This window comes from Sneathiella sedimenti, assembly GCF_017313765.1.
GTDB lineage: Bacteria > Pseudomonadota > Alphaproteobacteria > Sneathiellales > Sneathiellaceae > Sneathiella > Sneathiella sedimenti.
On record NZ_JAFLNC010000002.1, the window covers coordinates 596,455 to 622,108 of the forward strand.

Consider the following 25,654-nt stretch of genomic DNA (forward strand, 5'->3'; position numbering starts at 1 on the left):
GCGATTGGGATAGTATCGGCCAGTTCCGTACTTTATGATAGAGACCCATGACTGACAGCACTTCATCCGTATTTGACATCCAGCATCCCGACAGCGACAGCGCCCTGTTGCTGACCGTCGATCATGCAAGCCGCCATATCCCGGAAGAATACAACAATCTGGGTCTGACCGATCCCTCCGTGCTGGCGCGCCATATCGCCTGGGATATCGGGATCGAGGATGTGACCCGCAGGCTCTCTGACAGGCTGAAGGCGACGGCGATCTATGCGCGCTTTTCACGCCTGCTGCTGGATGCGAACCGCTACCCGCACGATCCGGCAAGCACGCCCGTGATCAGCGATGGCGTTGAAATCCCGGCCAATCAGGATATGACCGAGGCGGAGAAGGCCCGGCGGGTCGAGACGTATTTCACGCCCTATCAGGGCGCCATTACCGACCTGATTGAGAGGAAGCGCGAAGCACATGAGGTGCCGCTGCTGATCTCCATGCACAGCTTCACCCCGGTGATGAATGATTTTGAGCGTCCGTGGCATATCGGCGTGCTGTGGGACCGGGACCCGCGTATTGCGCTGCCGCTGCTGAAGATATTGCGCGAGAACAGTTCCCTCGTGGTGGGCGATAACGAGCCCTATTCGGCGCGGGAACCCCTCGGCTACACCATGAATGAACATGGCATGAAGCGGGGCATTCCCAATGTCGCCATCGAGATCCGCCAGGACCTGATCGATACCCATCAGGGGGCGGAGAAATGGGCCTCCATCATGGCCGATGCGTTGACCCGCCTGGGGCCGCTTGCCCCCTATGAACCGGGAGAACAGGGATGAGCGTGAAAGAGCCGACCTTTACCATCGGGATCGAGGAGGAGTATCTGCTCGTCGACCTGGAGACCCGCGACCTTGCCATCGAGCCGAGCGACGACATTCTCACCGAATGCGAAAAGCGCCTGCCTGAGCATCTGGTGACGCCGGAATTTCTCCGCTCCCAGCTGGAAGTCGGCACCCGGATCTGCACCAATATCACCGAGGCCCGCGCAGCGTTGACGGAACTGCGCGGCACGGTGTCAGAGGTGGCGCGCAACCATGGGCTCGGGCTGATGGCGGCCTCCATCCATCCCTTCGCCGACTGGCACCAGCTCAAGCACACCCCGAAGGAACGCTATGACATCATCGCCCGCGACCTGCAGGCGACGGTGCGGCGGATGATGATCTGCGGGATGCATGTGCATTGCGCGATCGAGGATCCCGAACTCCGCATCGACCTGATGAACCAGGCGAGCTATTTCCTGCCGCATCTGCTGGCGCTGAGCACCTCGTCGCCCTTCTGGCGGGGGGAGGAGAGCGGCCTCAAATCCTATCGTGTCACGGTATTTGATGCGCTGCCGCGGACGGGGCTGCCGGACCGGTTTGAAAGCTTTGGCGAATATACCCGGCTGGTCGATACGCTGGTCGAGGCCGGCACGATCGAGGATGGCACGAAGCTCTGGTGGGACATGCGCCCGTCGGCGAAATTCCCAACGCTGGAGATGCGGCTTGCCGATGTCTGCCCGCTGCTCGAGGATGCACTGACCGTCGCCGCGCTTTATTCCTGCATTCTCCGGATGCTGTATCGCCTGCGCCGCAATAACCAGCGCTGGCGGGTCTATCCGCAGACGCTGGTGGAGGAGAACCGCTGGATCGCGCAGCGCTTCGGCGTTGAGGGGAAGCTGATCGATTTTGGCATTCCCGCGCCGGTGCCGCTCGCCGACCTGATCGAGGAGATTATCGCTCTGACCGCGGAGGATGCGGCTGCACTTGGCTGTGAGGCGGAAGTGCAGCATGCGCGCGAGATTGTCCGTCGCGGTTCCTCCGCCGATCGGCAGATCGCCTGCTACCGGGCGGCGGTTGCGGCCGGGGATAGCAAGGAGGCGGCCCTGATAAAAGTTGTCGATCAGGTCTTGAACGAAACCGTTTCCGGCATAGACTCATAAATAACGGCGCATTGATAAAGGGAGAAGAAAATGGACCAGGAAACTCTGGAACTTGAAGCCGCGGCCTATCGCCGTTTGCGCGACCATCTGCGGACACGCACCGATGTGCAGAATATTGACCTGATGAACCTCGGCGGCTTCTGCCGCAACTGCCTCGCCAACTGGTATATGGAGGCGGCGAACGAGAAGGGCATCGAGATGGACAAGATGCAGGCGCGCGAGATTGTCTATGGCATGCCGTTTGACGAATGGAAGGCGAAATACCAGAACGAGGCGACGCCGGAGCAGAAGGCCGCGTTTGCACAGAGCCACAAGGACCACTAGACGGCGCGGGGGCAAAAAATTTGCCAAAAGGCATGTACTTGCCGGGCCCAAAAATGCTAGAAAGCCCGTCCGGAAATATTTCCGGTCAGTTCGCATATATATATTCACGGAGAAGGTAAGTTATGGCTGACATCGGCGGTGTCGCGGCGGATCATTTGCGGTCCTATATCGAGAGAATTGAGCGTCTGGAAGAAGAGAAAAAGGGTATCGCCGACGATATCAAGGAAATCTTCGCCGAGGCCAAGGGCACCGGGTTCGATGTCAAGGCCATGCGCGCGGTTCTGCGTCTTCGCAAGATGGACAAGGCCGATCTGCAGGAACAGGAATATATGATTGACCTGTACAAGCATGCGCTTGGCATGGCTGCCGAGGAAAACATGCCCGAAGAGGGCACGGACAGCGACGGGGAAGCCGCCGCATTCTAGGCGAAATCCCCTTGTGAAGACAGGATCGGCTGATGCAATCAACCTTAGAGTCGCATCAGCCAAAATCCTGAAAAACCGTTGCGCAGACGGAGTTAGACTGCGCCAGTCAGGAACACCGCCCCCACGACGGTGATAGCGCCGCCGCCGATGCGAATGACAATGTTCTCGGCCCGTGAGTTGCCTAATGTCCCAAACCCGATCCCGCAAAGATGTAGCAGGCCCGTCGCCAGCACAAACCCGACGCCATAGGCAACCGCATTGGCGGCCGCGGGTAATTCCGCGCCGTGCGCATGGCCATGGAACAGGGCAAAGAAGGCAACGACAATCCCGGCAATCCATACCGGTGGGCGGACCATAAAGACGATCAACAGGCCGAGAACGATTGCGGAGCTGGCGATACCGGCCTCAACAGCCGGAAAAGCGATTCCCATGAAGCCGAGAAGGGCCCCCACGGCCATCACGAGCGGGAAAACAACCGGCAGGACCCAGATGCCGGGCTTACCGAGAAAAGCGCCCCAAATTCCGACGGCAACCATGGCAACAACGTGATCCCAACCCAGTACCGGATGGACAAAACCGCTGGTGAAACCTCCGACGATACCCGGGCCGGCGTGGGCGAGGGCTGGACTGGCCAGCAGCAGGCTGGTGGTGGCGACCGCAATTGCTGTTGTTAGGGATCTAGACATCATTTCTCTTATTATCCATTTCTAATTGATTCTATTTATAAGGGCGGGGATTTCGGGCAACGGTAGCGCAAGCGTCTCCTGCTTGCAAGCCTGACAGTTCCTTCTGATGCTCTGGATATGGAAATTTTTCCGGCGCGCTGCTGCCCTGTTGCGGATTGCGGCCTCTTGTATTCCAGGATGCAATAATTAAGTGTAGAACGCGCCTGTCATTAATCCGCAGGTGGTTTGTTGCCGGTTTGGGGCTATGACGAAATTTTCCACAGATGCGGCGGGCTTTGCGGCCCTCACCATCTCCGAGCTGATGTTGCAGCAATGCGTGCTGTCCGGCCTGTTCACGGCGGAGGAGGCCCGGCGGCTGCTGTCGTCCGCCGCACGCCGGCATGAGGCGGCGGCCGAAGGCCCGGAAGAGAAGATCGCCCTCAATATGGAGGCCGCGCACCTGATCCGCGCGCTTGGAAGCGGGCTGGAGCCGCTGTTTCGTGAACGACGCGACAGCTCCAAGACCGTCGCACCCCGTAAACCCGCCCCGAAAAGCAGACCCAACTGGGTCCGTTTTCCCGATTGACTATGTTTTCTTGAGCACCCGCTTGGTGCTCTGCGGGTATTTTTCCATCAGCGCGGCGGGCCGCACGGGACGGAGCGTGAAATTCCCGCCACAGTTGGGGCAGACACCCTTGTGCACATCCTGCGCGCAAGTCTCACAGAAGGTGCATTCGAAGGTGCAGATATAGGCGTCCGCCTCCCCGTTGGGCAGGTCCGTATCGCAGGTCTCGCAGTTGGGCCTCAGCTCCAGCATCGTTGTTCCCCTTTCCTCTATTCCGCCGCCTGCTTTTGCGGCTCGGGGCTCTTGAAGCTGGCGAGCAGGTTATCGAGATCGCCGCGATAGACTGTAATCGCCTTGTCCTTCACATGGCCGTAGCCGCGGATATGCTGGGGCAGGGCCGCAATCTCCACCGCGATGGCGTGATTGGCGACGGTCAGGCCGGAGAGAAGCTCATTGACGATGCCTTCAAACTCCTTGATCAGCGCCCGCTCGATCTTGCGATCCTCCTGATAGCCGAAGATATCAAGCGGGGTGCCGCGAAGCGACTTGAACTTCGCGAGGAAGCCGAAGGCCTTCATCATGTACTGGCCGTATTCCTTCTTCTTCAGCTCCCCGGTATCCGGGTCGCGTTTCGCGAACAGTGGCGGGGCGAGATGGAACTTGAGTTCATACTCCCCGTCCATCATCCGCTCGACCCGCTGCATGAAGGTCGTGTCGGTGTAGAGGCGCGCGACTTCATACTCGTCCTTGTAGGCGAGCAGCTTGAAGTAGGAGCGCGCGACCGCCTCGGAGAGGTCCGACTTGCCGGGCATGACCTCGCTCTCGGCGGAGCGGACACGGGCAACCAGGTCGCTGTAGCGCTTGGCGTAGCGGGCATTCTGGTATCCGGTGAGGAATTCCACCCGGCGGGAGATCATCTCGTCGAGGTCGCTGGCAGGTTCCATCCGCAGCTTGGGACCTTTCAGTTCCTCAACCTCTTTCAGCACCCGCTCCGGATCATGGGCCATGACGCGGCCCCAGCCGAACGCCTTCTTGTTGAAGGGAACGGCGACACCGTTCAGCTCGACCGCGCGGAGGAGCGCCTCCTCGGTGAGCGGGATTAGCCCTTTCTGGAAGGCAAAGCCGAGCATGAAGAGGTTGGTGGCAATGGAATCACCTAGAAGAGTCGTCGCGATCTCGCTCGCCTCGATCAGGTCGCATTGATCCGGGCCAATGGCTTCGCGGATATGATCGAGGGTGTCCTTCACCGGGAAGGGCGCGTCGGGATCAAGGGTGAAGTCCATGGTCGGGGAGGGATGCGCATTGATCACCGCATGGGCGACATTGACATCAAATTTCGCGAGACTGTCATAGGAGCCAGACACTACCATGTCGCAGCCGATGAGAAGGTCCGCGCGGCCCGCAGGGATGCGGACGGCGTTGATATCCTCAGGCTTCGGCGCGATATGCACATGACTGGTGACGGCGCCGCCCTTCTGGGCGAGGCCCGCCTGGTCGAGGACGGAAATGCCCTTGTCCTCCAGATGGGCGGCCATGCCGAGAAGCGCGCCGATGGTGACAACGCCGGTGCCGCCGATCCCGGTGATCAGGATTCGGTAGGGGGCGGTCAATTCCCGCATCGCCGGGGCGGGAAGGCCCTCCGCCGGGTTTTCCGCCGCATGGGGCGCGGCTTTGCGCAGCTCCCCGCCCTCGATGGTGACGAAGCTCGGGCAGAAGCCGTTGACGCAGGAATAGTCCTTGTTGCAGGTGGACTGGTTGATGGTCCGCTTGCGGCCGAATTCCGTCTCGATCGGCTCGACCGACAGGCAGTTCGATTTGACGGAACAATCGCCGCAACCCTCACAGACGAGATCATTGATAATCACGCGCTTGGCCGGATCGGGGAAGGTGCCACGCTTGCGGCGGCGCCGTTTCTCGGCGGCACAGGTCTGGTCATAGATGAGGATGGAGACGCCTTTTTCCTCCCGTAGATGTCGCTGGATCTTGTCCAGATCATCGCGATGATGAATGGTCGTGCCCTTGGGCCAGGGCGTGCCTTCGCCGTATTTTTCAGGCTCGTCCGTCACCACGCGGATGACCGAGACGCCTTCGCCCTCCAGCTGCTGGGCGATCTGCCAGGGGGTGATATGCCCCTCCGTCGGCTGCCCGCCGGTCATGGCGACCGCGTCGTTATAGAGGATCTTGTAGGTCATGTTGGCCTTCGCCGCGACCGCCTGGCGGATGGCGAGGATGCCCGAATGGTAATAGGTGCCATCGCCGAGATTGGCGAAGATATGCTGCTCGTCCGTGAAATGCATCTGCCCGACCCACGGCACGCCTTCGCCGCCCATCTGGGTGAAGGTGTCGGTATTGCGGTTCATCCAGGTGACCATGAAATGACAGCCAATCCCGGCAACGGCGCGGCTCCCCTCCGGCACGACAGTGGAGGTGTTATGCGGGCAGCCCGAACAATAGAACGGGGTGCGCACCAGCTTCGCCGGTTTTGCATCGAGCTGCTTTTCCTTGCGGTCGAGGAAGGCGAGGCGGTTCTCGATTGAGTCGGAGGTGTAGAAGCGGCGGATTCGGCCCGCGATCACCCGCGCGACCATGGCCGGGGTCATCTCCCCGGTGGACGGTTGCAGCGGTTTCTTGTTCTCGTCAAACTTGCCAAGGATACGGGGGCGGACCGCGGTGTCCCAGTTATAGAGCTGCTCCTTCATCTGGTTCTCGATGACGGCGCGTTTCTCCTCGATCACCACCACTTCTTCCAGCCCTTCGGCGAACTGGCGGATGCCGTCCGGCTCCAGCGGCCAGGGCATGCCGACCTTGTAGACGGTGAGGCCGATATCGGCGGCAAGGTTATCATCGATCCCGAGATCACGGAGGGCCTGACGCACGTCATAATAGGACTTGCCCACCGTGACGATGCCGAAGCGGCGCTTGGGGCTGTCCATGGTCACCCGGTCGATATGGTTGGCGCGGGCAAAGGCGCGGGCGGCGTAAATTTTATGCTGGTTGAGGCGCACTTCTTGATCGAAGCGGTTGTCATGAGGCTGGATATTGAGGCCGCCTTCCGGCATCTCGATATTCGGGCGGATAAAGCTGCCGCGATCCGGCGCGACATAAACGGAGGCGCCGCCCTCGACTGTTTCCGAGATGCATTTGAAACCGATCCAGAGACCGGAGAAGCGCGACATTTCAAAGCCAAGCATGCCGTAGTCGAGGATCTCCTGCACATTGGCCGGATGCAGCACCGGCATCATCCAGCCGGCGAAACTATGCTCGCTCTGATGGGCGATGGAGGAGGAGACAATGCCGTGGTCATCGCCCGCAAGCGCCAGAACGCCGCCATATTTGGAGGTCCCGGCGCTGTTGGCGTGGCGGAACACGTCGCCGGAGCGGTCCACGCCCGGGCCCTTGCCGTACCACAGGCCGAACACACCGTCGTAGCGTGCACCCTTGAACATGTTGAGTTGCTGGCTGCCCCAGACGGCGGTGGCGGCAAGGTCCTCATTGACGCCCGGTTCGAAATGGATGTCATTCTCTTTCAGGATCTTGTTGGCTTTCCAGAGCGACTGGTCATAGCCCGCAAGAGGAGAGCCGCGGTAGCCTGAGATAAACCCCGCCGTATTCAACCCGGCGGCGCGGTCGCGTTCCTTCTGCATCAGCGGCAGGCGCACCAGCGCCTGAATACCAGTCAGGAAAATACGGCCTTCCTCAAGCGTATATTTGTCGTCCAGCGATACATTGGCCAACGTCATCTCTTACCTCACTCCCATTAGAAAAAGACGGTTACTGTTGTACGATATAAGAAGAATATCATGAAAGGCAAAAAAGGTCAATAGTGCTGACTTAAATACTTTTTTCATGCAAAATTAATCGGAATTTTTTTGACATTTCGGGGGCAAAGGTGCTTTTGAGGGGGAGGGTGAGTACAATCGGATTTTGAACGGGCAATTCATGACCATTCTGGTGACAGGGGCGGCGGGATTTATCGGCATGCATGTGTCGGAAGCGCTGCTGGCGGAAGGAAAGCGGGTTGTCGGTCTCGACAATCTCAACAGCTATTATGACGTGGGGCTGAAGAAAGCCCGGCTCGCGCGGTTGACGGGCCATAAGAACTTCACCTTCCACCAGGTCGATATCGCCGATCGCGCGGCCTTTGCGGCGGCGATGGCGGCGCATACGGATATCACCTCTGTCGTCCATCTGGCGGCGCAGGCCGGGGTCCGCTACAGCCTGACCCACCCGTTCGACTATGCGGAGGCGAATGTCACGGGGTTTCTCGGCATCCTCGAATATTGCCGCGGCCTTGAAAGGCTGGACCATCTTGTCTATGCCAGTTCCAGCTCTGTCTATGGCGCGAATAACACGCTGCCGTACGCGGTGGATCAGGCGACAGACCGGCCGGTCTCCCTCTATGCGGCGACGAAGAAGGCGAACGAGCTGATGGCCTACGCATACGCCCATCTCTACGGACTGCCGATGACGGGCCTGCGCTTCTTTACCGTCTATGGCCCGTGGGGGCGGCCGGACATGGCCTACTGGCTGTTTACCGAGAAAATCCTGACCGGCAAGCCGGTGCAGATTTATAACCAGGGCGACATGATGCGCGATTTCACCTATATCGACGATGTGGTGTCGGGCGTGCTCTCGGTGCTGGCCAAACCGCCGGTAAAAAGCGGGGAGGGGCCGGCCCACAAGGTCTATAACATCGGCAATAACAAACCGGAAAAACTGCTTGATTTCGTTGCGGTTATCGAGAAATGTCTCGGCATCGAGGCGCAACGCGAGCTGCTTCCCATGCAGCCGGGCGATGTGAAAGAAACCTTCGCGGATATTGACCCGCTGCGCCGGGATGTGGGATATGAACCCGCGACCTCCCTTGAGGAGGGCCTGCCGAAGTTCGTTAAATGGTACCAGAATTATTGTAAGGATTAACACTGCATGTCGACAGAGTTCGATATCAATCAGATACAGAATATTATAGATCACGGCATTCCCCATTGTTCAGAGATCGGAATCAGGGTCCATGACATGGATGCGGACGGTGTGGTCTTCAGCCTGCCGTATCAGGAGCGCTTTGCCGGGAACCCGGTTAATGGCGTGCTCCATGGCGGGATCATCACCACCCTGATCGATACGGCGGCGGGCATGTGCATTTATGCGCGGCTCCGGGAATATATGCCGATTGCGACGCTGGACCTGCGCATCGATTATCTGAAGCCGGCCACGCCGGGGGAGGATGTGTTCACCCGCGCCACCTGTTACCGGGTGACGCGGCAGATCGCCTTCACCCGCGCCATCGCCTATCACAGCGACCCGGAGGACCCGATCGCCAACAGCGTCGGCACCTTCATGCTGAAATCGACGCCCGGCAAATCCCTCGATGAAGCGGCGAAAGAGAAGGGAGCGACCTCATGACGGCAATGAGCGCGGAAGATTTCGTCGCCCTGATCAATACGGCGAAGGACAGCAAGGACTGGCGGCCGGTTTTTGAGATCATCCCCTATTTCACCTTTCTCGGGCTGCGGCTGGAAGAGACCGACGGCAAGTTCATCAGCGTCCTCTCGGAAGACAGGAAATTCATCGGCAACCCGACCCTGCCGGCCCTGCATGGCGGGGTCGTGGGGGCGTTCCTGGAAAGTGCGGCGCTGGTCCATCTGCTGGCGACGCAGGAGGTGACGCAGCTGCCGAAAATCATCAATATCACGGTGGAGTATCTTCGTTCCGGCAAGCCGATCGAGACCTATGCCGAGGCGGTCATCACCAAGCCCGGCCGCCGGGTCGCCAACTTGCGGATCGAGGCTTGGCAGAAGGACCGGAACAAGCCGATTGCCGCCGCCCATGCCAATTTTCTTGTCAGCTAGGGATTGCTTCCTAAATGAACAGGGAGCGCCCTTTTTTGTTGGAGTGAGTTATTTATGACCGAAGCTGCCCTTGCCAATCTGCCCGAATGGGACCTGAGCGATCTTTACCCGTCCCGAACCTCCCCGGAACTGGTCGAGGACCTGGATACGGCGGCGCGGGATGCCAAGGCCTTCGCCGAACAGTACAAGGGAAAGCTCACGGTGCTGGACGGGCAGGAACTCTATCTCGCCATCGCCAAATATGAGGAGATCGGCGAGTTGGAAGGGCGGATCATGTCCTATGCCTATCTGGTCTATGCCGGCAACATGTCGGACCCGGAGATCGGCAAGTTCTTCCAGACCATGCAGGAGAAGATCAGCGCCATCGGCACTGACCTCCTGTTCTTCACGCTGGAACTCAACCGGATCGAGGAAGACAGGCTGCAGGCGATGTATGAGGGCAGCAGCCTCAAGAAGTACGAGCCTTGGCTGGACAATGTCCGGGCCCTGAAACCCTATCAGCTGGCGGACGACATCGAGAAACTGCTCCACGAGAAGGACATCTCCGGACGGAGCGCCTGGGTGCGGCTGTTCGACGAGACCATTGCCGGTCTCAAGTTCAACGTCGATGGCGAGGAAATGTCCTCCCAGAAGGCGTTGCACCTGCTTTCCAATCCCAACGGGGAAATCCGCAAGAAGGCCGCGAAGAGCATCGGCAAGGTGTTTGGCGAGAATGTGCGCCTGTTTTCCCTGATTACCAACACGCTTGCAAAGGACAAGTCGATCGAGGATGAGTGGCGCGGATCGCCCGAGCCGGCCGCCATGCGCCATCTCTCCAACCAGGTCGAGGCCGAGGTCGTCGACGCCCTGTCGGAGGCCGTGCAGGCCGCCTATCCGACGCTGTCACATCGCTATTACGCGATCAAGGCGAAATGGATGGGGCAGGAGAAGATCGACTACTGGGACCGCAATGCGCCGCTACCTGATTCCGATGATCGCCTGATCCCGTGGGAGGAGGCGCGCGACACGGTGCTGGAGGCTTATGGCCGATTCTCGCCGGCACTGTCCGATCTTGGACGGCAGTTCTTTGAAAAACCGTGGATTGACGCCTCGGTCCGGCCCGGGAAATCACCGGGCGCCTTTGCCCATCCGACGGTGCCGAGCGTGCATCCCTATCTGCTCCTGAACTATCAGGGCAATATCCGCGACGTGATGACGCTGGCCCATGAGCTGGGCCATGGCGTGCATCAGCTGCTGGCCGCGCCGCAGGGCGGATTGCTGGCCAATACGCCGCTGACCCTGGCCGAGACCGCGAGCGTCTTCGGGGAGCAGCTCACTTTCCGCGCCCTTCTTGAAAAAGAGGCCGATCCCGACAAGCGACGGATCATGCTGGCCGGCAAGGTCGAGGATATGCTCAATACCGTGGTGCGCCAGATCGCCTTCTATGAGTTCGAGAAGCGCCTGCATGAGGCGCGCCGGAAAGAGGAACTGTCGCCCGACCAGATCGGCGAGATCTGGATGGCGGTGCAGAAGGAAAGCCTCGGCCCGGCCATCCGGCTGCATGACGAGTACCAGTATTACTGGAGCTATATCCCGCATTTCATCCATTCGCCCTTCTATGTCTATGCCTATGCCTTCGGCGATTGTCTCGTAAACGCGCTTTACGCCATCTATCAGGAGGCGGAGAGCGGCTTCCAGGACAAGTATTTCGACATGCTGAAGGCGGGCGGCACGCTCCGGCACAAGGAGTTGCTGGCGCCGTTCAATCTCGATGCGTCGGACCCGGCGTTCTGGTCGAAGGGGCTGAGCGTGATCGAGGGCTTTATCGACGAGCTGGAGGCGCTTTAGGCGGGGTCGGTCCAGCTTTTTATTGCATTGCACACGACAATCTGTTGCCCGACGGACATTTTTCGGTATATTTCAGGTCAATTTATTAACTACCTGACAAAAGTGAGGGGTCTGTCATTATGAGTGAGCAAGGCAATATGGACATTTCGGCGCAGCGGGAATCCTACGGGGCATTTATCAAGCTGTTTAAATACAGCACTATTTTCCTGGTAGTCCTGCTGATCCTGATGGCTATCTTCCTGACATAGGGAAAACGGGCCGCCGCGGCGGCCAGTAGCCTCCTTTGGCGTGGCGGGGCGCCTTTCTATCCCGCAACAAATAACAGATAAGAGGATCGATTATGAAGATCGCTATCCCCCGGGAGCGTCGGGAAAATGAAAAGCGCGTCGCGGCATCGCCGGACTCTGTAAAGAAGTTCGTCGGTCTGGGCGCCGAGGTAATTGTCGAGACGGGAGCCGGTGTCACCAGTTCTTTCTCCGACGCGGAATTCGAGGCTGCGGGCGCGAAGATCGCCCCCGATGAGGCCAGCGCCCTGAAAGACGCCGATGTCGTGCTGAAAATCCAGCGCCCGCTCACCAAGGAAGAGGGCGAGGATGAAGTCGCGCTGATGAAGAAGGGCGCAACGCTGATCGGCCATCTCGCCGCGCTTCAGAACAGGGACCAGGCGGAAAGCTATGCCAAGGCCGGGATCACCGCGATCTCGTTGGAGTTGCTGCCGCGCATCAGCCGCGCCCAGTCCATGGATATTCTCTCCAGCCAGTCAAACCTCGCCGGTTACAAGGCCGTGCTGGACGCGACGGCGGAATATGGCCGCGCCCTGCCGATGATGATGACCGCCGCCGGGACCATCGCGCCCGCCAAGATTTTCATTATGGGTGTCGGGGTTGCCGGCCTTCAGGCAATCGCCACCGCGCGCCGCCTCGGTGCCATCGTGACTGCGACGGACGTGCGCGCGGCAACGAAGGAGCAGGTCGAGAGCCTTGGCGCGAAATTCGTCATGGTCGAAAGTGACGAGACCGGCGAGACCGAAGGCGGCTACGCCAAGGAAATGAGCGACGACTACAAGAAACGCCAGGCGGAGCTTGTGTTCGAGCATATCAAGAAACAGGACATCGTCGTCACCACCGCCCTGATCCCGGGCCGCGAGGCGCCGATCCTGATCACGGACGAGATGCTAGCCGTAATGAAGTCGGGCTCGGTCATCGTTGATCTCGCGGTCGAGGCAGGGGGCAATGTCACCCAGTCGAAGCCCGGCGAGATTGTCGAAACCGACAATGGCGTCAAGATCGTCGGCCACCTCAATGTCCCGAGCCGGCTGGCGAGCGATTCCTCGTCCCTGTTCGCGAAGAACCTTTTCAATTTCCTCAACCCCATGATCGACAAGGAAACGGGGAATTTGAACCTGAACTGGGAGGACGAGCTTGTTCTCGGCACCGCGCTGACCCGCGATGGCAACATTATCCACCCGCAACTAACCGAGGGAGGGAACTGATTATGGATATGGTAGATCCAACCGTTTTCCGGCTTGCCATTTTTGTGCTCGCCATTTTTGTCGGCTATTACGTGGTCTGGAGCGTGACACCGGCCCTGCATACGCCGCTGATGGCCGTCACTAACGCGATTTCCTCGGTGATTATCGTCGGCGCGCTTATTGCGGCGGGCCCGGCGGACTTGACCCTCGCGAAGGTCTTCGGCTTTGTCGCCATCGTGCTCGCCTCGGTCAATATCTTCGGGGGCTTCCTCGTGACCCAGCGGATGCTGTCCATGTACAAGAAAAAACAGAAATAAGGGGGACGATCCGTGTCAGCAAATTTTACGGCGCTTGCCTATCTGGTCTCCGCCATTCTCTTCGTTCTGGCGCTTCGCGGCCTGTCCTCACCGGACAGCTCCCGGCGCGGGAATATCATGGGCATGGCCGGTATGGCCATCGCCATCATTGTTACCATTCTCCGGCCCGACGTCCTCTCCTATGAGTGGATCATCGGCGGTATCGTCATCGGCGGCGCCATCGGCGCGGTGATTGCCCAGCGCATCGCCATGACCGCCATGCCGCAGCTTGTAGCGGCATTCCACAGCCTCGTCGGTCTTGCCGCCGTGCTGGTTGCCGCGGCCGCCTTCTACAACCCGGACGCCTATGGCATTCTCGGGGCAGGGGGCGAACTGACGGTTCTCTCCCGCGTGGAAATGTCCATCGGTGTCGTGGTCGGCGCCATCACCTTCTCCGGCTCCATCATCGCCTTTACCAAGCTGCAGGGGCTTGTCTCCGGCAACCCGGTTGTTTTTCCGGGCCAGCATTTCGTAAACCTGCTGATCGGCCTGGCCATCGTCGCGTTGATTATCTGGTTCTGCCTTGATCTTGACCCGACGATCTTCTGGGCGATGACCATCCTGGCCTTCGTCATCGGCTTCCTGATCATCATCCCGATCGGCGGCGCCGATATGCCGGTGGTGGTCTCGATGCTGAACAGCTATTCCGGCTGGGCGGCAGCGGGTATCGGCTTTACGCTGGAAAACACCGCGCTGATCATCGTCGGCGCGCTGGTCGGCTCTTCCGGTGCGATCCTCTCCTACATCATGTGTAAGGCGATGAACCGCTCCTTCTTCAGCGTGATCCTCGGCGGCTTCGGCGGCGATACGGCAGCGGCCGGTCCCGACAAGGGCGACCGTCCTTACAAGGCGGGCTCTGCTGACGATGCGGCCTTCATCATGAAGAATGCCGGCAAGGTCATCATCGTGCCGGGCTACGGCCTCGCGGTGGCGCAGGCCCAGCATGCCCTGCGCGAGATGGTCGATGCTCTGAAAGCGGAAGGGGTCGAGGTTGTCTATGCCATTCATCCGGTCGCGGGTCGTATGCCCGGCCATATGAATGTGCTGCTGGCCGAGGCTCAGGTGCCCTATGACGAGGTGTTCGAGCTTGAAGAAATCAACTCCGACTTCTCCGGCGCCGATGTGGCGCTGGTGGTGGGGGCGAACGACGTGACCAACCCGGCCGCGCGCGATGACCCGTCCAGCCCGATCTATGGCATGCCGATCCTTGATGTGGACAAGGCGCGGACGGTTCTGTTCGTGAAACGCTCCATGTCCTCCGGTTACGCCGGCATCGACAACGATCTTTTCTATAAAGACAACACCATGATGCTCCTCGCCGACGCGAAGAAAATGGTCGAGGATATCATCAAGGCGCTGTAACAACCGCCTGTATCCAAAACAAAAGCCGCTGGTGAGAGCCAGCGGCTTTTTTGTGATCCGGCGCACTTGATTACTCTGTGGAAAAGTGCATCTTCCGCTTAGGGATATTTATTCTCTTTAAAGGACAAATCATGCGCATTTTACTGATCGGGGCGGTGCTGTTTTTGCTGGCGGCCTGCCAGACGACGACGGCCGAGCAGGACCCGAACCTGATGTGCTGTACCTGGGGCAATAAACAGCATCCGTGAACCGGCGCTTAAGGCGTTCCCCTAGTAGAGGTTTTCCTTGTAGGCGACCTTCAGATAGGCGTCGGACTGCTCGGCGTCCATCCCGGCGATCTGGTCGGCGAGGACCTGTCCCAGCGTCGGGAACACCGTGCGCTCGACCTGTACCTCCGGGTCCCAGAGCTTCGAGCGGATCAGCGCCTTTGCGCAATGCATATAGGCCGACGTCACCTCCACCTTCAGCACCGAGCGCGGCAGCTTGCCATTGACGGCATGGGCCTCCATCAGCGCCGGATCAAGGCTGATCGTCGCCCTGCCATTGATGCGCAGGGTCTCGTTAATCCCCGGCACCAGAAAGATCAGGCCAACGGCGGGATTGCGGATAATATTGATCAGGCTGTCGAGGCGGTTGTTGCCCGGCCGGTCGGGAATGGCCAGCGTTTTGTCATCGAGCACGGTGACAAAGCCCGGCGCATCACCGCGCGGGGAGGCATCGGCCGTCCCGTCGCCGCCATCGGTTCCCATCACCAGAAAGGGCGACAGCGCGATGAAGTTCCGGAAATGCGTGTCGAGTTTGCGGATTTCCTTCTGGACCGCCCGTTCCCCCGGCTGCTTGTAAACGCTGTAAAGCTCGTCAACGGTGGTGATTGTATGCTCTGTCATGGCCTTTTCCCTGGCTGTTCTTGTTCTTGCCCCTGCATCATACCCGCCTTGCGCGCAAATTTGTAGATAAGTTTTTTGATATAAATCATTGGCGAGGCCGGGAGAATAGCCTTATCGTTTACACACTGTGCCCTGCAATTCCGGAGCTTGCCCGTGTTCTACGACCGTTTTACCCGTTTCCTGCATGTTCTGTTCGCCTTTGGCATTGTCATCCAGCTGGTGATCAGTGAATGGATGGTCCACCCCAAGCCGGACCGGGCCGCCAATTTTCTCTATGAAATCCATGAGAAGCTGGGCGTCGCGCTCCTGGTCGTGCTGGTGATCCACTGGCTGTGGTCGCTGATCCGGGGCGGCCCGGTCCCGCTGGGCCAGCTGTTCCCCTGGTTTGCCGCCGCGCGCCGCGCCGCGCTCTGGCAGGACATCAAGCATTATCTCGCCTCCTTCGTGAAACTGCGGCTTCCCGGGGCGGAGGAGCCCAGCCCCCTTGCCGGGGCCATACAGGGGGTCGGGCTGGTGATTGCCACGGTGATGGCGGCGACGGGCACGCTGATCTTTTTCAATGTGGACGACAGCTGGCAGTTCAGCAGCTGGCTGAGTGCGGTGAAGGAGGTCCACAAGTTCCTTGGGCCGGTGATGTGGACCTATCTGGCGGTTCATGTCGGCGCGTCGGTCCTGCATGAGATTTTCGGTCACCGGTTGATCCACCCGATGTTCAGGTTTCGCAAAAAAAATCCGGACAGCTGACGCGGCCCGGATTTTCCTGTAGCTGGGGCGGGCGGTTAGCCGGCCATCGAGCGGATATCCTTGAGAACCGCGTTCACTTCCTCGCGCAGCTTGGCGGAGAACTGGTTCAGCTCCCCGACACTGTCCAGAAGCTGCGTCGCCGAATTCCCGGAGGATGAGGCCATGTTGGACACCATCAGGACGGAGCGGGAAACCTCTTCGGTGCTGGCCGAGGCCTGCTGCACATTCTGGGTGATTTCCTGGGTCGCGGTGCTCTGCTCCTCCAGTGCGGCGGCCATCGCCTGAACGGTTTCATTGATCCGCACGATCATTTCCTCGATCTGCTTGATCGCGTCAACGGCCTCACTCGTGGCGGACTGCATATCGTCGATCTGGCGGGTGATCTGCTCCGTCGCGCTGGTCGTCTGGGAGGCGAGACCCTTCACCTCGGACGCCACCACGGCGAAGCCCTTGCCGGCCTCCCCGGCGCGGGCGGCCTCGATCGTCGCGTTCAGCGCCAGCAGGTTCGTCTGGCTGGCGATATTGCCGATCAGCTCGATGACATTGCCGATCTCCCCGGCGGAGCTGGCAAGCTTGCCCACCACCTCATCGGTGGTTTCGGCTACGTCCATGGTCTCGCGGGACAGCTTGGCGGAGGCATCCACCTGGCGGGTGATTTCCTGCAACGATACCGACAGTTCCTCGGCGGCCGCGGCGACGCCGCTGACATTCCCGGCAGCCTGTTCGGAGGCAGCGGCAATGGCGGTGGAATGACGGTCCGTATCGGCGGCACTGGTGACCATGCCCTTGGCCTTCGCCTCCATGACCTCGGCGGCGCCCATAATCTGCTGCGCGACCGAATTGACGGTGCTTTCGAGTTTCTGGGCGATGGACTGGGCAAAGCCGATCCGCTCCGCGGTGGATTTTGCGGCCGATTCCTGGTCGCGCTGCTTCTCTTCCTCGGCGCGCCGTATTTCCTCGCGTCGGCGTTCCTCCTCGGCGGCCGCCTTTTCCTGGGCGTCCGTCTCCCGCTGGATCTCCAGCGCCTTCATCTTCTCGGCATTGGCCTGGAACACCTGCACCGCACGGGACATATCGCCAACATCATCCTTGCGGTCGAGCCCGTCGATCACGACATCATTGTCGCCCTCGGCAAGGGACAGCATGGCCTGCGTCAGCCGGTTCAGCGGGCGGCCGATATACCGCGCCAGCAGAAAGCCGGTCAGCAGCATAATGCCGAGCAACGCCGCCCCGGTTAGCAACAGCTGCTGCATCAGGGTCGTGGACAATTGCTCGTTCAACCGGTTGAGGCTCCAGCCGATGGCAGTAAAGCCGACCAGTTCATCTTTCGCGGCCGTGACCGGCGCCAGGATAATCTGGTGGGAGTCCGCTTTTATCGAGACCACCTCGCCATTTTCAAGCGCGGCCATATTTTTTGACAGCAGTGCCGGCAGGCCCGACACGGAGGGGAGGGTCTCCGAATGATATTCGGTGACGAGATTGCCCTCGTTATCGAAGGTGAGAATATCTGAGAGCAGGGAGCCGTCTTTCGCCGCCATCTCCTGATAGACGTCGGCGATCTTGTCCGTTTTCTGCCATTTCAGGGCGCCTGAAAGCTGCTCCGCCATCAGTTCAGAGATGGTGAGGTTATTGGCCGTCGCAAGATCCTCCATGGCATTGCGCTGGTTCTGCAATCCTATGAACACGAGGAGCGAAAGGCCCATCAGGGTCGTCGCAAACACGACAAGCAGGATTTTGCGACTGACAGTCATCTTGCCGGTGACCGCGTTCCTGTCTTGCGTTTCCGGTTCATTTGTCGGGGTGTCGGCGCTCATCTCGTATGTCATCCTTTATAAAAATAGGCGGAAGAATAGGTGGGGGACATTATTCCAGCATTTCAACATTGACGCCGACGGTCACGGCGCCGATGGCTTTCCCGCTTTGCGGATCGACAATGGCAACGCTGACCTGTGACTGATAGGTCTGCGTGGATTCATCGAAATCAACATCTTTGATGAGGACGCCCTTCGGCCCCACCCCATATGTCAGTTGCCATTTATCCTCGTCGCCCTGCCAATAGTCGGAAGTAGCATCACTCTGCCCGACATTGAGGCCCTTCATGTCCATGACGAATATTTCGGTATATTTCCCGTGAGAACTTGTTTTGACGCCTTGGAGGTAGTTGGAGAGGTCGTTGGTCAGGACCGCATTGATCATGGTTCTATCGCCCCCCTTGACCTCGTCGCGCCATTGCTTGTCCTGCCTGTCGATATCGGCCTGGCTCAGCGTGGCGGAAATTTTATTCTGGGACTTGATGGCATCGATCACTTCGTCGGACTGCGCCCAGTCGCGAATTTCGGTATCAATCAGATTGGCGACGGCGACTTTGTAATCTTGGGCAAGGGCGGTCGTCGACAAGCTGACGGACAGGGCAAGGGCGGCAGTAACGACGAGGGTGCGGATCATTATAGAATCTCCAGTAGGTCGATCATATCTGGTTCAATATCCACCAATAATTGCCTGAATTATTGGCAGGTTTGTTGAGTATTCAGATTTTGCCCAAGAACTGTTTATTTATAGTTAATCGGGCACCGTTTTGAACCATGTGCGCGGACACTCCTGTAGGGCACGCGGGTCAGGCAACCTGCCGTTGGGATTCCTTGGGGAAGATCACAGTTACCGTTGTGCCACGCCCGAGCTCGCTTTCAATATGCAGCTGACCATTATGGGCGGCGACAAAGGATTTGACGATGGACAGGCCTAGGCCAACCCCCTCATGGGTGATGTGGGAGGAGCTGTGCCCCTTGACGAAGGGTTGCGTAATATTCGGAAGCTGGTCTTTCTTGATGCCTTCGCCGGTATCCTTGACCTCGACCATGACATTCTTGTCTGTCGCCATCGCCGTCACGGAGATCTTGTCCCCGGCGTGGGAGAATTTGATCGCGTTGGTCAGCAGGTTCAGGAATATCTGCCGCAGGGCCGTCTCATCGGCATTGATCATCGGCAGATAGCTCTCGGCGAACAGGGCCACCATGATGCCTTGCGAGGCCGCCCGGTGACGTACGGATTTCACGCAGTCCGTCAGCAGATCCTGGATCGATACCTGTTCAAGCAGCAGCTCGCGCTTGCCCAGCTCGATCGCGGAGATATCGAGAACCTCGTTGATCAGGGACAGGAGGTGGCGGCCGCTATGATTAATATCCTTGGCATACTCGGTATATTTCTCATTGCCGATGGTTCCGAAATATTCGCCGATCAGGATGTCGCTGAATCCGATAATCGCATTGAGTGGGGTTCGGAGTTCGTGGCTCATCGTAGCGAGGAATTTCGATTTTGCGAGGTTGGCTTCCTCGGCCTTCATCAGGGCGTGGCGCAGTACCTCCTCGTTTTTCTTGTTGGCGCTGATATCGGTGATAGAGCCGCCGACGGCGATGACATTGCCGTCGTCATCCATGATGGGAAACATCTGCACGAAGGTCGGTCGCTGGCCGCCATTGGCCAGCGGGCTCACATACTCCTGCTCGACCATCTTCTTTTTCTTGACAATTTCCATTTCCTGGGCATGGACCTTATTGGCGTAATCCTCGGGAAAAAATGCGGAAGTGTTGAGCCCGCGGATTTCCCGCCCGTCCGGATTGAACCATTCATGCCACTGGGAGTTTGCGTGCAAATAGTTTCCCTGCACATCCTTGATGATGATGGCGGAGGGGGAATGCCCGATAAAGGTCCGAAACAGCTGGTCGCTCGTCTTGACGCGGAGCTGGCGGACCATCGCAAGATGGATCAGGAAGGCGATCGCGATGGACAGCAGGATCAATGTCGCCAGAACGATTTCGTCCACTGGGGTGGCATGGGCGGCTATCGTCTCTGCGGTTGGCAGCAGGCTGACTGTCCAGACCCGGTTGCCGATAACGATCCATTTATGAAAGACTTGATCGTCGTCCCATCCTTCCGCGTTGTCCAGCGTCCCGTATACCTTCTGGTCCTTGTCATGGATCATCACGTCATATTTACCGAGCAGGCCGTTTGGCAATGCCTGTTTGATCAGGGGTTCGGCGCGGAACACGATATTCACGAAACCGGTCAGCCGCTTCATCTTGATCACCGGGATATAGGCGACAAAGCCGTCGCCGCCCTGGGTCAGTTGGAAGGGCGGGGTGATCTGCAGCCGGCCGGTGCGTTCCGCCTCGTCCAGCGTCTTGGACGAGGCCGCCAGGCTGCGCACATTGAAGTTGACCACGGGCTCGTTCCCCTTGAGCGGGGTGACCCAGCGGATCACGCCCATCGAGTCGATCCAGTTGATCGCCTGGAAATCGCTGAACAGGTCATGCAGATAGGACGCCTGGGTGATAAATTGCTTGCGGTCGCGGATCTGGCCGGATTTCAGGGAATCGCGGATCTGCTGACCGATGGCGAGGCGGGTCGAGATATGGCTCTCCAGTCGCGCGGCAAAATTGCCGAGGTCGCTGCGGGCCTCCGTGATATGGCCTTGTTTTTCTGATGTCGGTGTCAGGACCCATGCCGTGACGACAAGCAGGATCATGGCCACGGCAATGGCGATTGGCACCCCGATTGTGTAGCGCGGCAGGCGGCTGACAAACTGGTGCAGGTAGTCACGGTCGGTATTTCGTTTCATCCCCTGCAGTCTAGTAAACAAACTCCTAACAAACCTTAAACAACTTTCCTCAGTTTTTATGTTTATTTTGAAGGAGTTCCGGCGAATTTGGGGAAGGCGAAAAACATGCGTTGGGGTTCAGGGGTCCGATCTGCCGTCCGGCCGGATCACAACTTCGTGATCTTCCCTGTTTCCCGTTGCCTTGCGCGGGTGATTAAAATCTAATTTAGGGCGGGCTTGATCCTGTTATCGATGAAAGGTTATGACCATGACACTGCTGAAATCGCTAGGTGCGGCGGCCCTGCTCGTTGCGGCCGCTTTCCCGCTCGCGGAGGCGCAGGAAGCGCATCCAATGGGCTTCTTTGTGACGAGCGTCGGACCGGGGAACGGCGGCGATCTCGGCGGACTTGAGGGCGCGGATGCCTGGTGCACGAAGCTGGCCACCGATGCCGGCGCCCCGGCGCGGGACTGGCGCGCCTATCTCAGCACGCAGGAAGAGGGTAAGCGCGGCATTTCCGCCCGCGAGCGCATCGGCCTCGGCCCGTGGTATAACGCCAATGGGGAGCTGATCGCGAGCGATCTCGACATGCTGCATCTGAACCCCAATATCGTCAAGCGCACCGCCGTCGATGAAAGCGGCAACCCGGTAAAGGGCCGCGGCGACAGCGCGAACGAGCATGATATCCTGACCGGCTCCATGTCCGACGGCACCGCCTATTTCCCGAGCGTGACCGACGACAAGACCTGCAGCAACTGGACCAGCTCCGGCGAGGGCAGCGCCACGGTCGGCCACCATGACCGCCATGGCGGGGGCAACACCTCCTGGAATGCGGCCCATGACAGCCGCGGCTGCAGCGCCGACGCCCTCAAGAGCACCGGCGGCAACGGTTATTTCTACTGCTTCGCGGCGGACTGATCCGCCTCAGCCGCAGCAGTTATCCCCGGCCTGCTTCGGCGGGCAGGGGACACTCCCGTAGGAGCAGTAGACGCAGCAGTCCCCGGCCTTCGGCTTGAGCAGTGCGCCGCAGCCTTTGCAGTCATAGAACCACTGGCAGGCATCGGTCGGCATCGTCTCGACCTCCTTGTGGCCGCAGTCGGGGCAGGTCAGGATCGAGGTGAGCTCGACAGCTGTTTCTTGCGTTTCCATAGGGCATAGACCGTTATTGCGATAAACAGGGCAAGGGCGGGCAGGAGCACCATATCCAGCAGTCCGAGGGCGGCGGACAGCCCCACCGAGCCGAGCAGGATCACCAGCACCGGCGTGAAGCAGCAGAGCGCCGCCGCCACCGTCCCGATTATCCCGACCTTGAGTAATGTCTCGTTTTTCATGCCCCCATGCTACGCCCTATCGCCAAAAGGGCCACACATATCTCTACACAACTTGGTGAGGGGCGGGCGCCGCCGGCCTCAGGTGCCGGGCACGCCGCGCAGCCCGATCACATCGCGATAGAGGAACGACGCGGTCGAGACCAAAATCGCGATGATGATGACCGAGGCGATAAAATTGACCAGCCCGACAATGATGGCGATCATCGTGACCGCGCCGAACATCGACGCGATGCCGAAGGCGACCAGGGCGGCGACCCCAAGCGGCAGGATAAAGATCATGATCGCGAGAATTCCGCCGATAATGAAGGAGAAGATCAGCGTCAGCCCCTCCTGCACGAAGCGGCCGCCGTCGATCGGCTGGTCAAGCGCGATCGCCGGATAGAAGAAGACGAGCACCGAGCTCGCGATCAGGGCGAGGATCAGGATAACCACTACGGCGGCCTCGTCCGGCAGCACCGCGGCGAGCAGGGAGGCAATCAGCATCGAGGCCAGGCTGACCACGACGATCAGCGCGCCGAACTTGATCTCGCGCAGGCCGAAGGCGAGCGCGAAGCCGCGCTTCTCCCGCACCTCGGGCAGCAGCGAATAGCGGTGCCAGGCGACGGCAAAAATCGCGTAGAGAAAGGACTCGATCACCTGCGCCGCGATGGCAAAGGCGCCGCTGGTGAGGGTGTTGATATAGGCGAGCACGCCCATCGCCACGACAATCGGCAGGCCGCGCATAAAGCAGGCCCCGGCGTTCTGGACGACAAAGATCGTGGCGGCGATCACCGCCTTCGGTACGGTCAGAAGATTTTCCAAAACACCCCTCGCGATTGTTAAACGACACCCGTTTCGCCTTACAGCCTAGCCGATTGCCCAGCAGTTGGATAGAGGCAGATGAAAACACGCGCAATGCGGACTGTATTAGAATTTCTGTCAGCAGAGTTTGTTACGTTTTCGGACAAGTGAGAATAGTTACTTACCTGTGGCAACAGACGACGCTTTCTCGACTAAATATTCACGTATAGAAACAAGCTGGTCTACCTGTAAAATTTTTCTAACATAGTCTTTGAGAGCTTCAGCGCTTATGTCTTCTGTTTCAGCATTTTCCTCTGAGCTTTGCTTTTCTAAAATACCGTTTATAAGAGCATACATTTCTTTGATTGCCTGTGAACGTTCGCCTTCATTCTCTTTGTCGGCGCTTTCGTTATGCAATGTGACTTGAAGTGTATTTGCTCCAATCTTTTTTACTGCTTGTTCGAATGTTTGCAGCTTGTCGTTAATTTCGGGAGTAATCCAAGCGGTGTATTCAATCCTTAATTCCGTCAGGTTGTCTGCGTCAAAAGCTGCGCTTAGGTTGGGACCATTTTTAATGAGCCTCTGAATGGTTTGGTGCACTGTAGATAAATATTTCTCGCAAAACTCAACATGCTTGTCGAAAACGACATTAGCCATATGCGATGTTGCACCCAAATTAAATAGTTGTTGTTGATTTTGAAGTTGTACTCCTCTGGCGTGCGCAGAGCTTTCGCGATAGAGTTGGAATAGAGCTAGTAACAGCGCACCTAGGGTGGAAATGGAAAAAATCTCCTTATAAATTTTGTCAACAGGTAGGTATATAATTAAGCCCAGCGACACTATCAAAACTGCTGCTATCCCTATCCAAATACTCCATGTGACATTCTTCATCGCAGTCTTATCACTCCAATTTCTTGACATTTCAAGTAATCTATACTAGTATATAGGCCTTCCCTAATCGTGGCAAACTATCGTAATCTGTCAACGGTCAGGTGTGAGAAAGCCGCGCAAGATTTCTCCGGCGCGGTTTTCTGCGTCAGCGGGAGGATCTCAGGCAGTCCGGGGATGGTGATCCCCCAGGCGCTTGAGGCCGACGGTTTGAAGGGTTGCGAGGACCGCAACGGCTATGGCGAGGATCTCGACCACCCAGCTGCCCTCCACCGTCAAACGGTCCTGGAACAAGAGGAGGGACAGACCACTCCCCCCCACCCAGGCAACGTCGGCGGCAATGATGAGCTTGGCGAACAGCGGATTGATTTGTTTCCGCGTGGCCGTCCAGGCGAAATCGGCGGCGAAGAGCATTAAGCCCACCCCAAGCGTGTAGAGGATCCATGGAGCGATCCCCGTCCAGCGCGCGAGCGGGTCCGCGAAGGCGAGCGCCACCCCTCCCGTAAGAAGCGACGTCCCGGCATTGATCAGCAGGGTGTTTCGTAGCAGGTTTGACTTAACCGACATCTTGATCTCCTTTCAGTTGGACCGGCCATGGTGGCCACTGGAAGCAGGATGGCGGGGAGAGGTTATCTTCTCAATTACCTCATGGGTAATGTTCCGGATCTTTTTTTCGGACTATTCTGGATGCCGAAATCAAGTGAAAGGAGAGAATATGACTGCGTCTGCCTTGCAAACCCCGGTGCCCGAGCTCGGTCGGCTCCTGAAGCACTGGCGGCAGGTTCAGGGAATGAGCCAGCTCGATCTCGCGCTAGAGGCGGGAATCTCGGCCCGGCACCTGAGCTTTATCGAGACCGGCCGCTCGCAGCCGAGCCGGGAGATGGTGCTGCGGCTCGCCGAGACGCTGGAGCTTCCCTTGCGCGAACGTAACCGGCTTCTGGGCGCGGCGGGATTTTCTGCGGCCTATCGGGCGCGCTCCCTTGATGATGCGCAGTTTGACAAGGTGCGCGCGGCGCTGGACTTCATGCTGCAAAAGCAGGAGCCATACCCCGCGCTGGTCATGAACCGCAGCTTCGATGTGCTGATGATCAATCAGGCGGGGGCAAAAATGCTCGGCGCGTTGGGGCTCGCCCCTCCGGAGGGGGCGGGGCCGCCGAACACGCTCCGGCTGATGCTGCACCCCGATGGCCTGCGCCCCGTGACCCGGGACTGGGAACGCGCGGCGGGCCACCTGATCGAGCGGGCGCACCGGCAGCTCAAGGGCGCGGCGGACAATGACCCGCTCCGGCAGCTGCTGGCGGAGGTTTTGAGCTATCCCGGTGTGCCGGAAAGTTTCGCGATTGAAAACCCGTCCGCCGATGCGCTTCCCGTGCTGCCGCTGGAATTCGAGCTGGGCGGCAAGGTGCTGTCCTGGATCACGACGGTGGCGAGCTTCGGCACGCCGCAGGATGTGACGGCGGAGGAGATTATGGTGGAGAGTTTCTTTCCGGCCGATGCGGCGACGGAAGAGCTGATCCGCGCCCTGATGGCGGCGGCGGGGGAGTGACCCCGTCTTTTTTATGGACTCGCGTCAAAAACGCCAAAAGCCGCAGACCGGAACCCCGGCGCGGCTTTTTGAATTC

General features: G+C 59.0%; 28 protein-coding genes. 16 read left to right on the forward strand and 12 right to left on the reverse strand.

The annotated features are described in order from the left end of the window. The first annotated feature begins 47 nt into the window (after nt 1-47). The 4 genes from J0X12_RS07970 (at nt 48) to J0X12_RS07985 (ending at nt 2,715) form a co-directional block, all read left to right on the forward strand. Nucleotides 48-824, forward strand: a complete 777-nt coding sequence (locus tag J0X12_RS07970; RefSeq protein WP_207043970.1) for an N-formylglutamate amidohydrolase — start codon at nt 48-50, stop codon at nt 822-824. 2 nt (nt 825-826) lie between these two features. After that, the gene (locus J0X12_RS07975; RefSeq protein ID WP_420497060.1) at nt 827-1,966 is read left to right on the forward strand and encodes a carboxylate-amine ligase; all 1,140 of its coding nucleotides are present in this window, start codon (nt 827-829) and stop codon (nt 1,964-1,966) included. Nucleotides 1,967-1,996: 30 nt separating this feature from the next. Then, on the forward strand, nt 1,997-2,290 hold the full coding sequence (locus J0X12_RS07980) for a DUF1244 domain-containing protein (RefSeq protein ID WP_207043976.1): 294 nt from the start codon (nt 1,997-1,999) through the stop codon (nt 2,288-2,290). 122 nt (nt 2,291-2,412) lie between these two features. Next, nucleotides 2,413-2,715, forward strand: a complete 303-nt coding sequence (locus J0X12_RS07985; protein ID WP_207043980.1) for a DUF2312 domain-containing protein — start codon at nt 2,413-2,415, stop codon at nt 2,713-2,715. Between the two features lie 92 nt (nt 2,716-2,807). Here the strand turns inward: J0X12_RS07985 and J0X12_RS07990 are convergent, their stop codons facing one another. After that, a complete protein-coding gene (locus tag J0X12_RS07990) occupies nt 2,808-3,404 on the reverse strand; it encodes a HupE/UreJ family protein (RefSeq protein ID WP_207043982.1) in 597 nt (198 codons plus the stop codon). Nucleotides 3,405-3,645: 241 nt separating this feature from the next. Here J0X12_RS07990 and J0X12_RS07995 point away from each other — a divergent pair, with 241 nt between their 5' ends. Continuing rightward, a complete protein-coding gene (locus J0X12_RS07995) occupies nt 3,646-3,966 on the forward strand; it encodes a hypothetical protein (RefSeq protein WP_207043985.1) in 321 nt (106 codons plus the stop codon). Here the strand turns inward: J0X12_RS07995 and J0X12_RS08000 are convergent, their stop codons facing one another. Together J0X12_RS08000 and J0X12_RS08005 are read right to left on the reverse strand one after the other, a co-directional pair. Continuing rightward, entirely contained in the window at nt 3,967-4,197 is a 231-nt protein-coding gene (locus J0X12_RS08000; RefSeq protein WP_207043988.1) for a DUF1272 domain-containing protein, read from the reverse strand. It lies immediately after the preceding gene. A 17-nt stretch (nt 4,198-4,214) separates the two neighbouring features. After that, complete coding sequence (locus J0X12_RS08005) at nt 4,215-7,685, reverse strand: indolepyruvate ferredoxin oxidoreductase family protein (protein ID WP_207043991.1); 3,471 nt, start codon at nt 7,683-7,685, stop codon at nt 4,215-4,217. Nucleotides 7,686-7,884: 199 nt separating this feature from the next. Here J0X12_RS08005 and J0X12_RS08010 point away from each other — a divergent pair, with 199 nt between their 5' ends. The 8 genes from J0X12_RS08010 (at nt 7,885) to J0X12_RS08045 (ending at nt 14,810) form a co-directional block, all read left to right on the forward strand. After that, nucleotides 7,885-8,865: an NAD-dependent epimerase/dehydratase family protein gene (locus J0X12_RS08010; RefSeq protein WP_237688038.1), complete on the forward strand. Its 981-nt coding sequence runs from the start codon at nt 7,885-7,887 to the stop codon at nt 8,863-8,865. A gap of 6 nt (nt 8,866-8,871) precedes the next feature. Further along, nucleotides 8,872-9,348 carry a PaaI family thioesterase gene (locus J0X12_RS08015; protein WP_207043997.1) on the forward strand — a complete coding sequence of 159 codons (477 nt, stop codon included), beginning with the start codon at nt 8,872-8,874 and terminating at the stop codon, nt 9,346-9,348. Continuing rightward, nucleotides 9,345-9,794 (forward strand): PaaI family thioesterase, encoded by a 450-nt coding sequence (locus tag J0X12_RS08020; RefSeq protein WP_207043999.1) that lies wholly within the window; start codon nt 9,345-9,347, stop codon nt 9,792-9,794. The genes J0X12_RS08015 and J0X12_RS08020 overlap by 4 nt, the downstream gene beginning before the upstream one ends. Before the next feature lie 54 nt (nt 9,795-9,848). Next, nucleotides 9,849-11,621, forward strand: a complete 1,773-nt coding sequence (locus J0X12_RS08025) for a M3 family oligoendopeptidase (RefSeq protein WP_207044002.1) — start codon at nt 9,849-9,851, stop codon at nt 11,619-11,621. A 119-nt stretch (nt 11,622-11,740) separates the two neighbouring features. Next, nucleotides 11,741-11,869: an aa3-type cytochrome c oxidase subunit IV gene (locus J0X12_RS08030; protein ID WP_207044005.1), complete on the forward strand. Its 129-nt coding sequence runs from the start codon at nt 11,741-11,743 to the stop codon at nt 11,867-11,869. A 92-nt stretch (nt 11,870-11,961) separates the two neighbouring features. Further along, nucleotides 11,962-13,113 (forward strand): Re/Si-specific NAD(P)(+) transhydrogenase subunit alpha, encoded by a 1,152-nt coding sequence (locus tag J0X12_RS08035; protein WP_207044007.1) that lies wholly within the window; start codon nt 11,962-11,964, stop codon nt 13,111-13,113. Beyond that, nucleotides 13,029-13,409, forward strand: a complete 381-nt coding sequence (locus J0X12_RS08040) for an NAD(P) transhydrogenase subunit alpha part 2 (RefSeq protein ID WP_420497061.1) — start codon at nt 13,029-13,031, stop codon at nt 13,407-13,409. The genes J0X12_RS08035 and J0X12_RS08040 overlap by 85 nt, the downstream gene beginning before the upstream one ends. Before the next feature lie 12 nt (nt 13,410-13,421). Beyond that, nucleotides 13,422-14,810 carry an NAD(P)(+) transhydrogenase (Re/Si-specific) subunit beta gene (locus J0X12_RS08045; protein WP_207044011.1) on the forward strand — a complete coding sequence of 463 codons (1,389 nt, stop codon included), beginning with the start codon at nt 13,422-13,424 and terminating at the stop codon, nt 14,808-14,810. A gap of 269 nt (nt 14,811-15,079) precedes the next feature. Here the strand turns inward: J0X12_RS08045 and J0X12_RS08050 are convergent, their stop codons facing one another. Further along, complete coding sequence (locus tag J0X12_RS08050) at nt 15,080-15,697, reverse strand: pyridoxamine 5'-phosphate oxidase family protein (RefSeq protein WP_207044014.1); 618 nt, start codon at nt 15,695-15,697, stop codon at nt 15,080-15,082. A gap of 153 nt (nt 15,698-15,850) precedes the next feature. Between J0X12_RS08050 and J0X12_RS08055 the strand changes: the two genes are divergently transcribed. Continuing rightward, nucleotides 15,851-16,441, forward strand: a complete 591-nt coding sequence (locus J0X12_RS08055) for a cytochrome b/b6 domain-containing protein (RefSeq protein ID WP_207044016.1) — start codon at nt 15,851-15,853, stop codon at nt 16,439-16,441. A gap of 35 nt (nt 16,442-16,476) precedes the next feature. On the opposite strand, the gene J0X12_RS08060 is transcribed toward J0X12_RS08055, so the two are convergent. From J0X12_RS08060 to J0X12_RS08070, 3 genes are all read right to left on the reverse strand, one after another. Then, the gene (locus tag J0X12_RS08060) at nt 16,477-18,255 is read right to left on the reverse strand and encodes a methyl-accepting chemotaxis protein (RefSeq protein WP_207044018.1); all 1,779 of its coding nucleotides are present in this window, start codon (nt 18,253-18,255) and stop codon (nt 16,477-16,479) included. A gap of 49 nt (nt 18,256-18,304) precedes the next feature. After that, complete coding sequence (locus J0X12_RS08065; RefSeq protein WP_207044020.1) at nt 18,305-18,886, reverse strand: hypothetical protein; 582 nt, start codon at nt 18,884-18,886, stop codon at nt 18,305-18,307. Nucleotides 18,887-19,055: 169 nt separating this feature from the next. Further along, entirely contained in the window at nt 19,056-21,056 is a 2,001-nt protein-coding gene (locus tag J0X12_RS08070) for an ATP-binding protein (protein ID WP_207044022.1), read from the reverse strand. Nucleotides 21,057-21,303: 247 nt separating this feature from the next. Between J0X12_RS08070 and J0X12_RS08075 the strand changes: the two genes are divergently transcribed. Continuing rightward, a complete protein-coding gene (locus J0X12_RS08075; protein WP_207044024.1) occupies nt 21,304-21,951 on the forward strand; it encodes a hypothetical protein in 648 nt (215 codons plus the stop codon). Nucleotides 21,952-21,957: 6 nt separating this feature from the next. Here J0X12_RS08075 and J0X12_RS17490 read toward each other — a convergent pair whose 3' ends face one another. The 5 genes from J0X12_RS17490 to J0X12_RS08095 form a co-directional block, all read right to left on the reverse strand. Beyond that, entirely contained in the window at nt 21,958-22,182 is a 225-nt protein-coding gene (locus J0X12_RS17490; RefSeq protein WP_337925141.1) for a GDCCVxC domain-containing (seleno)protein, read from the reverse strand. After that, nucleotides 22,140-22,364, reverse strand: coding sequence for a mercury resistance system transport protein MerF (gene merF, locus J0X12_RS08080; RefSeq protein ID WP_207044026.1), 225 nt, complete (start codon nt 22,362-22,364; stop codon nt 22,140-22,142). The genes J0X12_RS17490 and merF overlap by 43 nt, the downstream gene beginning before the upstream one ends. A gap of 78 nt (nt 22,365-22,442) precedes the next feature. Next, nucleotides 22,443-23,165 carry a hypothetical protein gene (locus J0X12_RS08085; protein ID WP_207044028.1) on the reverse strand — a complete coding sequence of 241 codons (723 nt, stop codon included), beginning with the start codon at nt 23,163-23,165 and terminating at the stop codon, nt 22,443-22,445. A 156-nt stretch (nt 23,166-23,321) separates the two neighbouring features. Further along, complete coding sequence (locus tag J0X12_RS08090; RefSeq protein ID WP_207044029.1) at nt 23,322-24,035, reverse strand: hypothetical protein; 714 nt, start codon at nt 24,033-24,035, stop codon at nt 23,322-23,324. Between the two features lie 159 nt (nt 24,036-24,194). Then, nucleotides 24,195-24,599 (reverse strand): hypothetical protein, encoded by a 405-nt coding sequence (locus tag J0X12_RS08095; protein ID WP_207044031.1) that lies wholly within the window; start codon nt 24,597-24,599, stop codon nt 24,195-24,197. Between the two features lies 1 nt (nt 24,600). Between J0X12_RS08095 and J0X12_RS08100 the strand changes: the two genes are divergently transcribed. Then, a complete protein-coding gene (locus J0X12_RS08100) occupies nt 24,601-25,578 on the forward strand; it encodes a helix-turn-helix domain-containing protein (protein WP_207044034.1) in 978 nt (325 codons plus the stop codon). Nucleotides 25,579-25,654 lie beyond the last annotated feature (76 nt).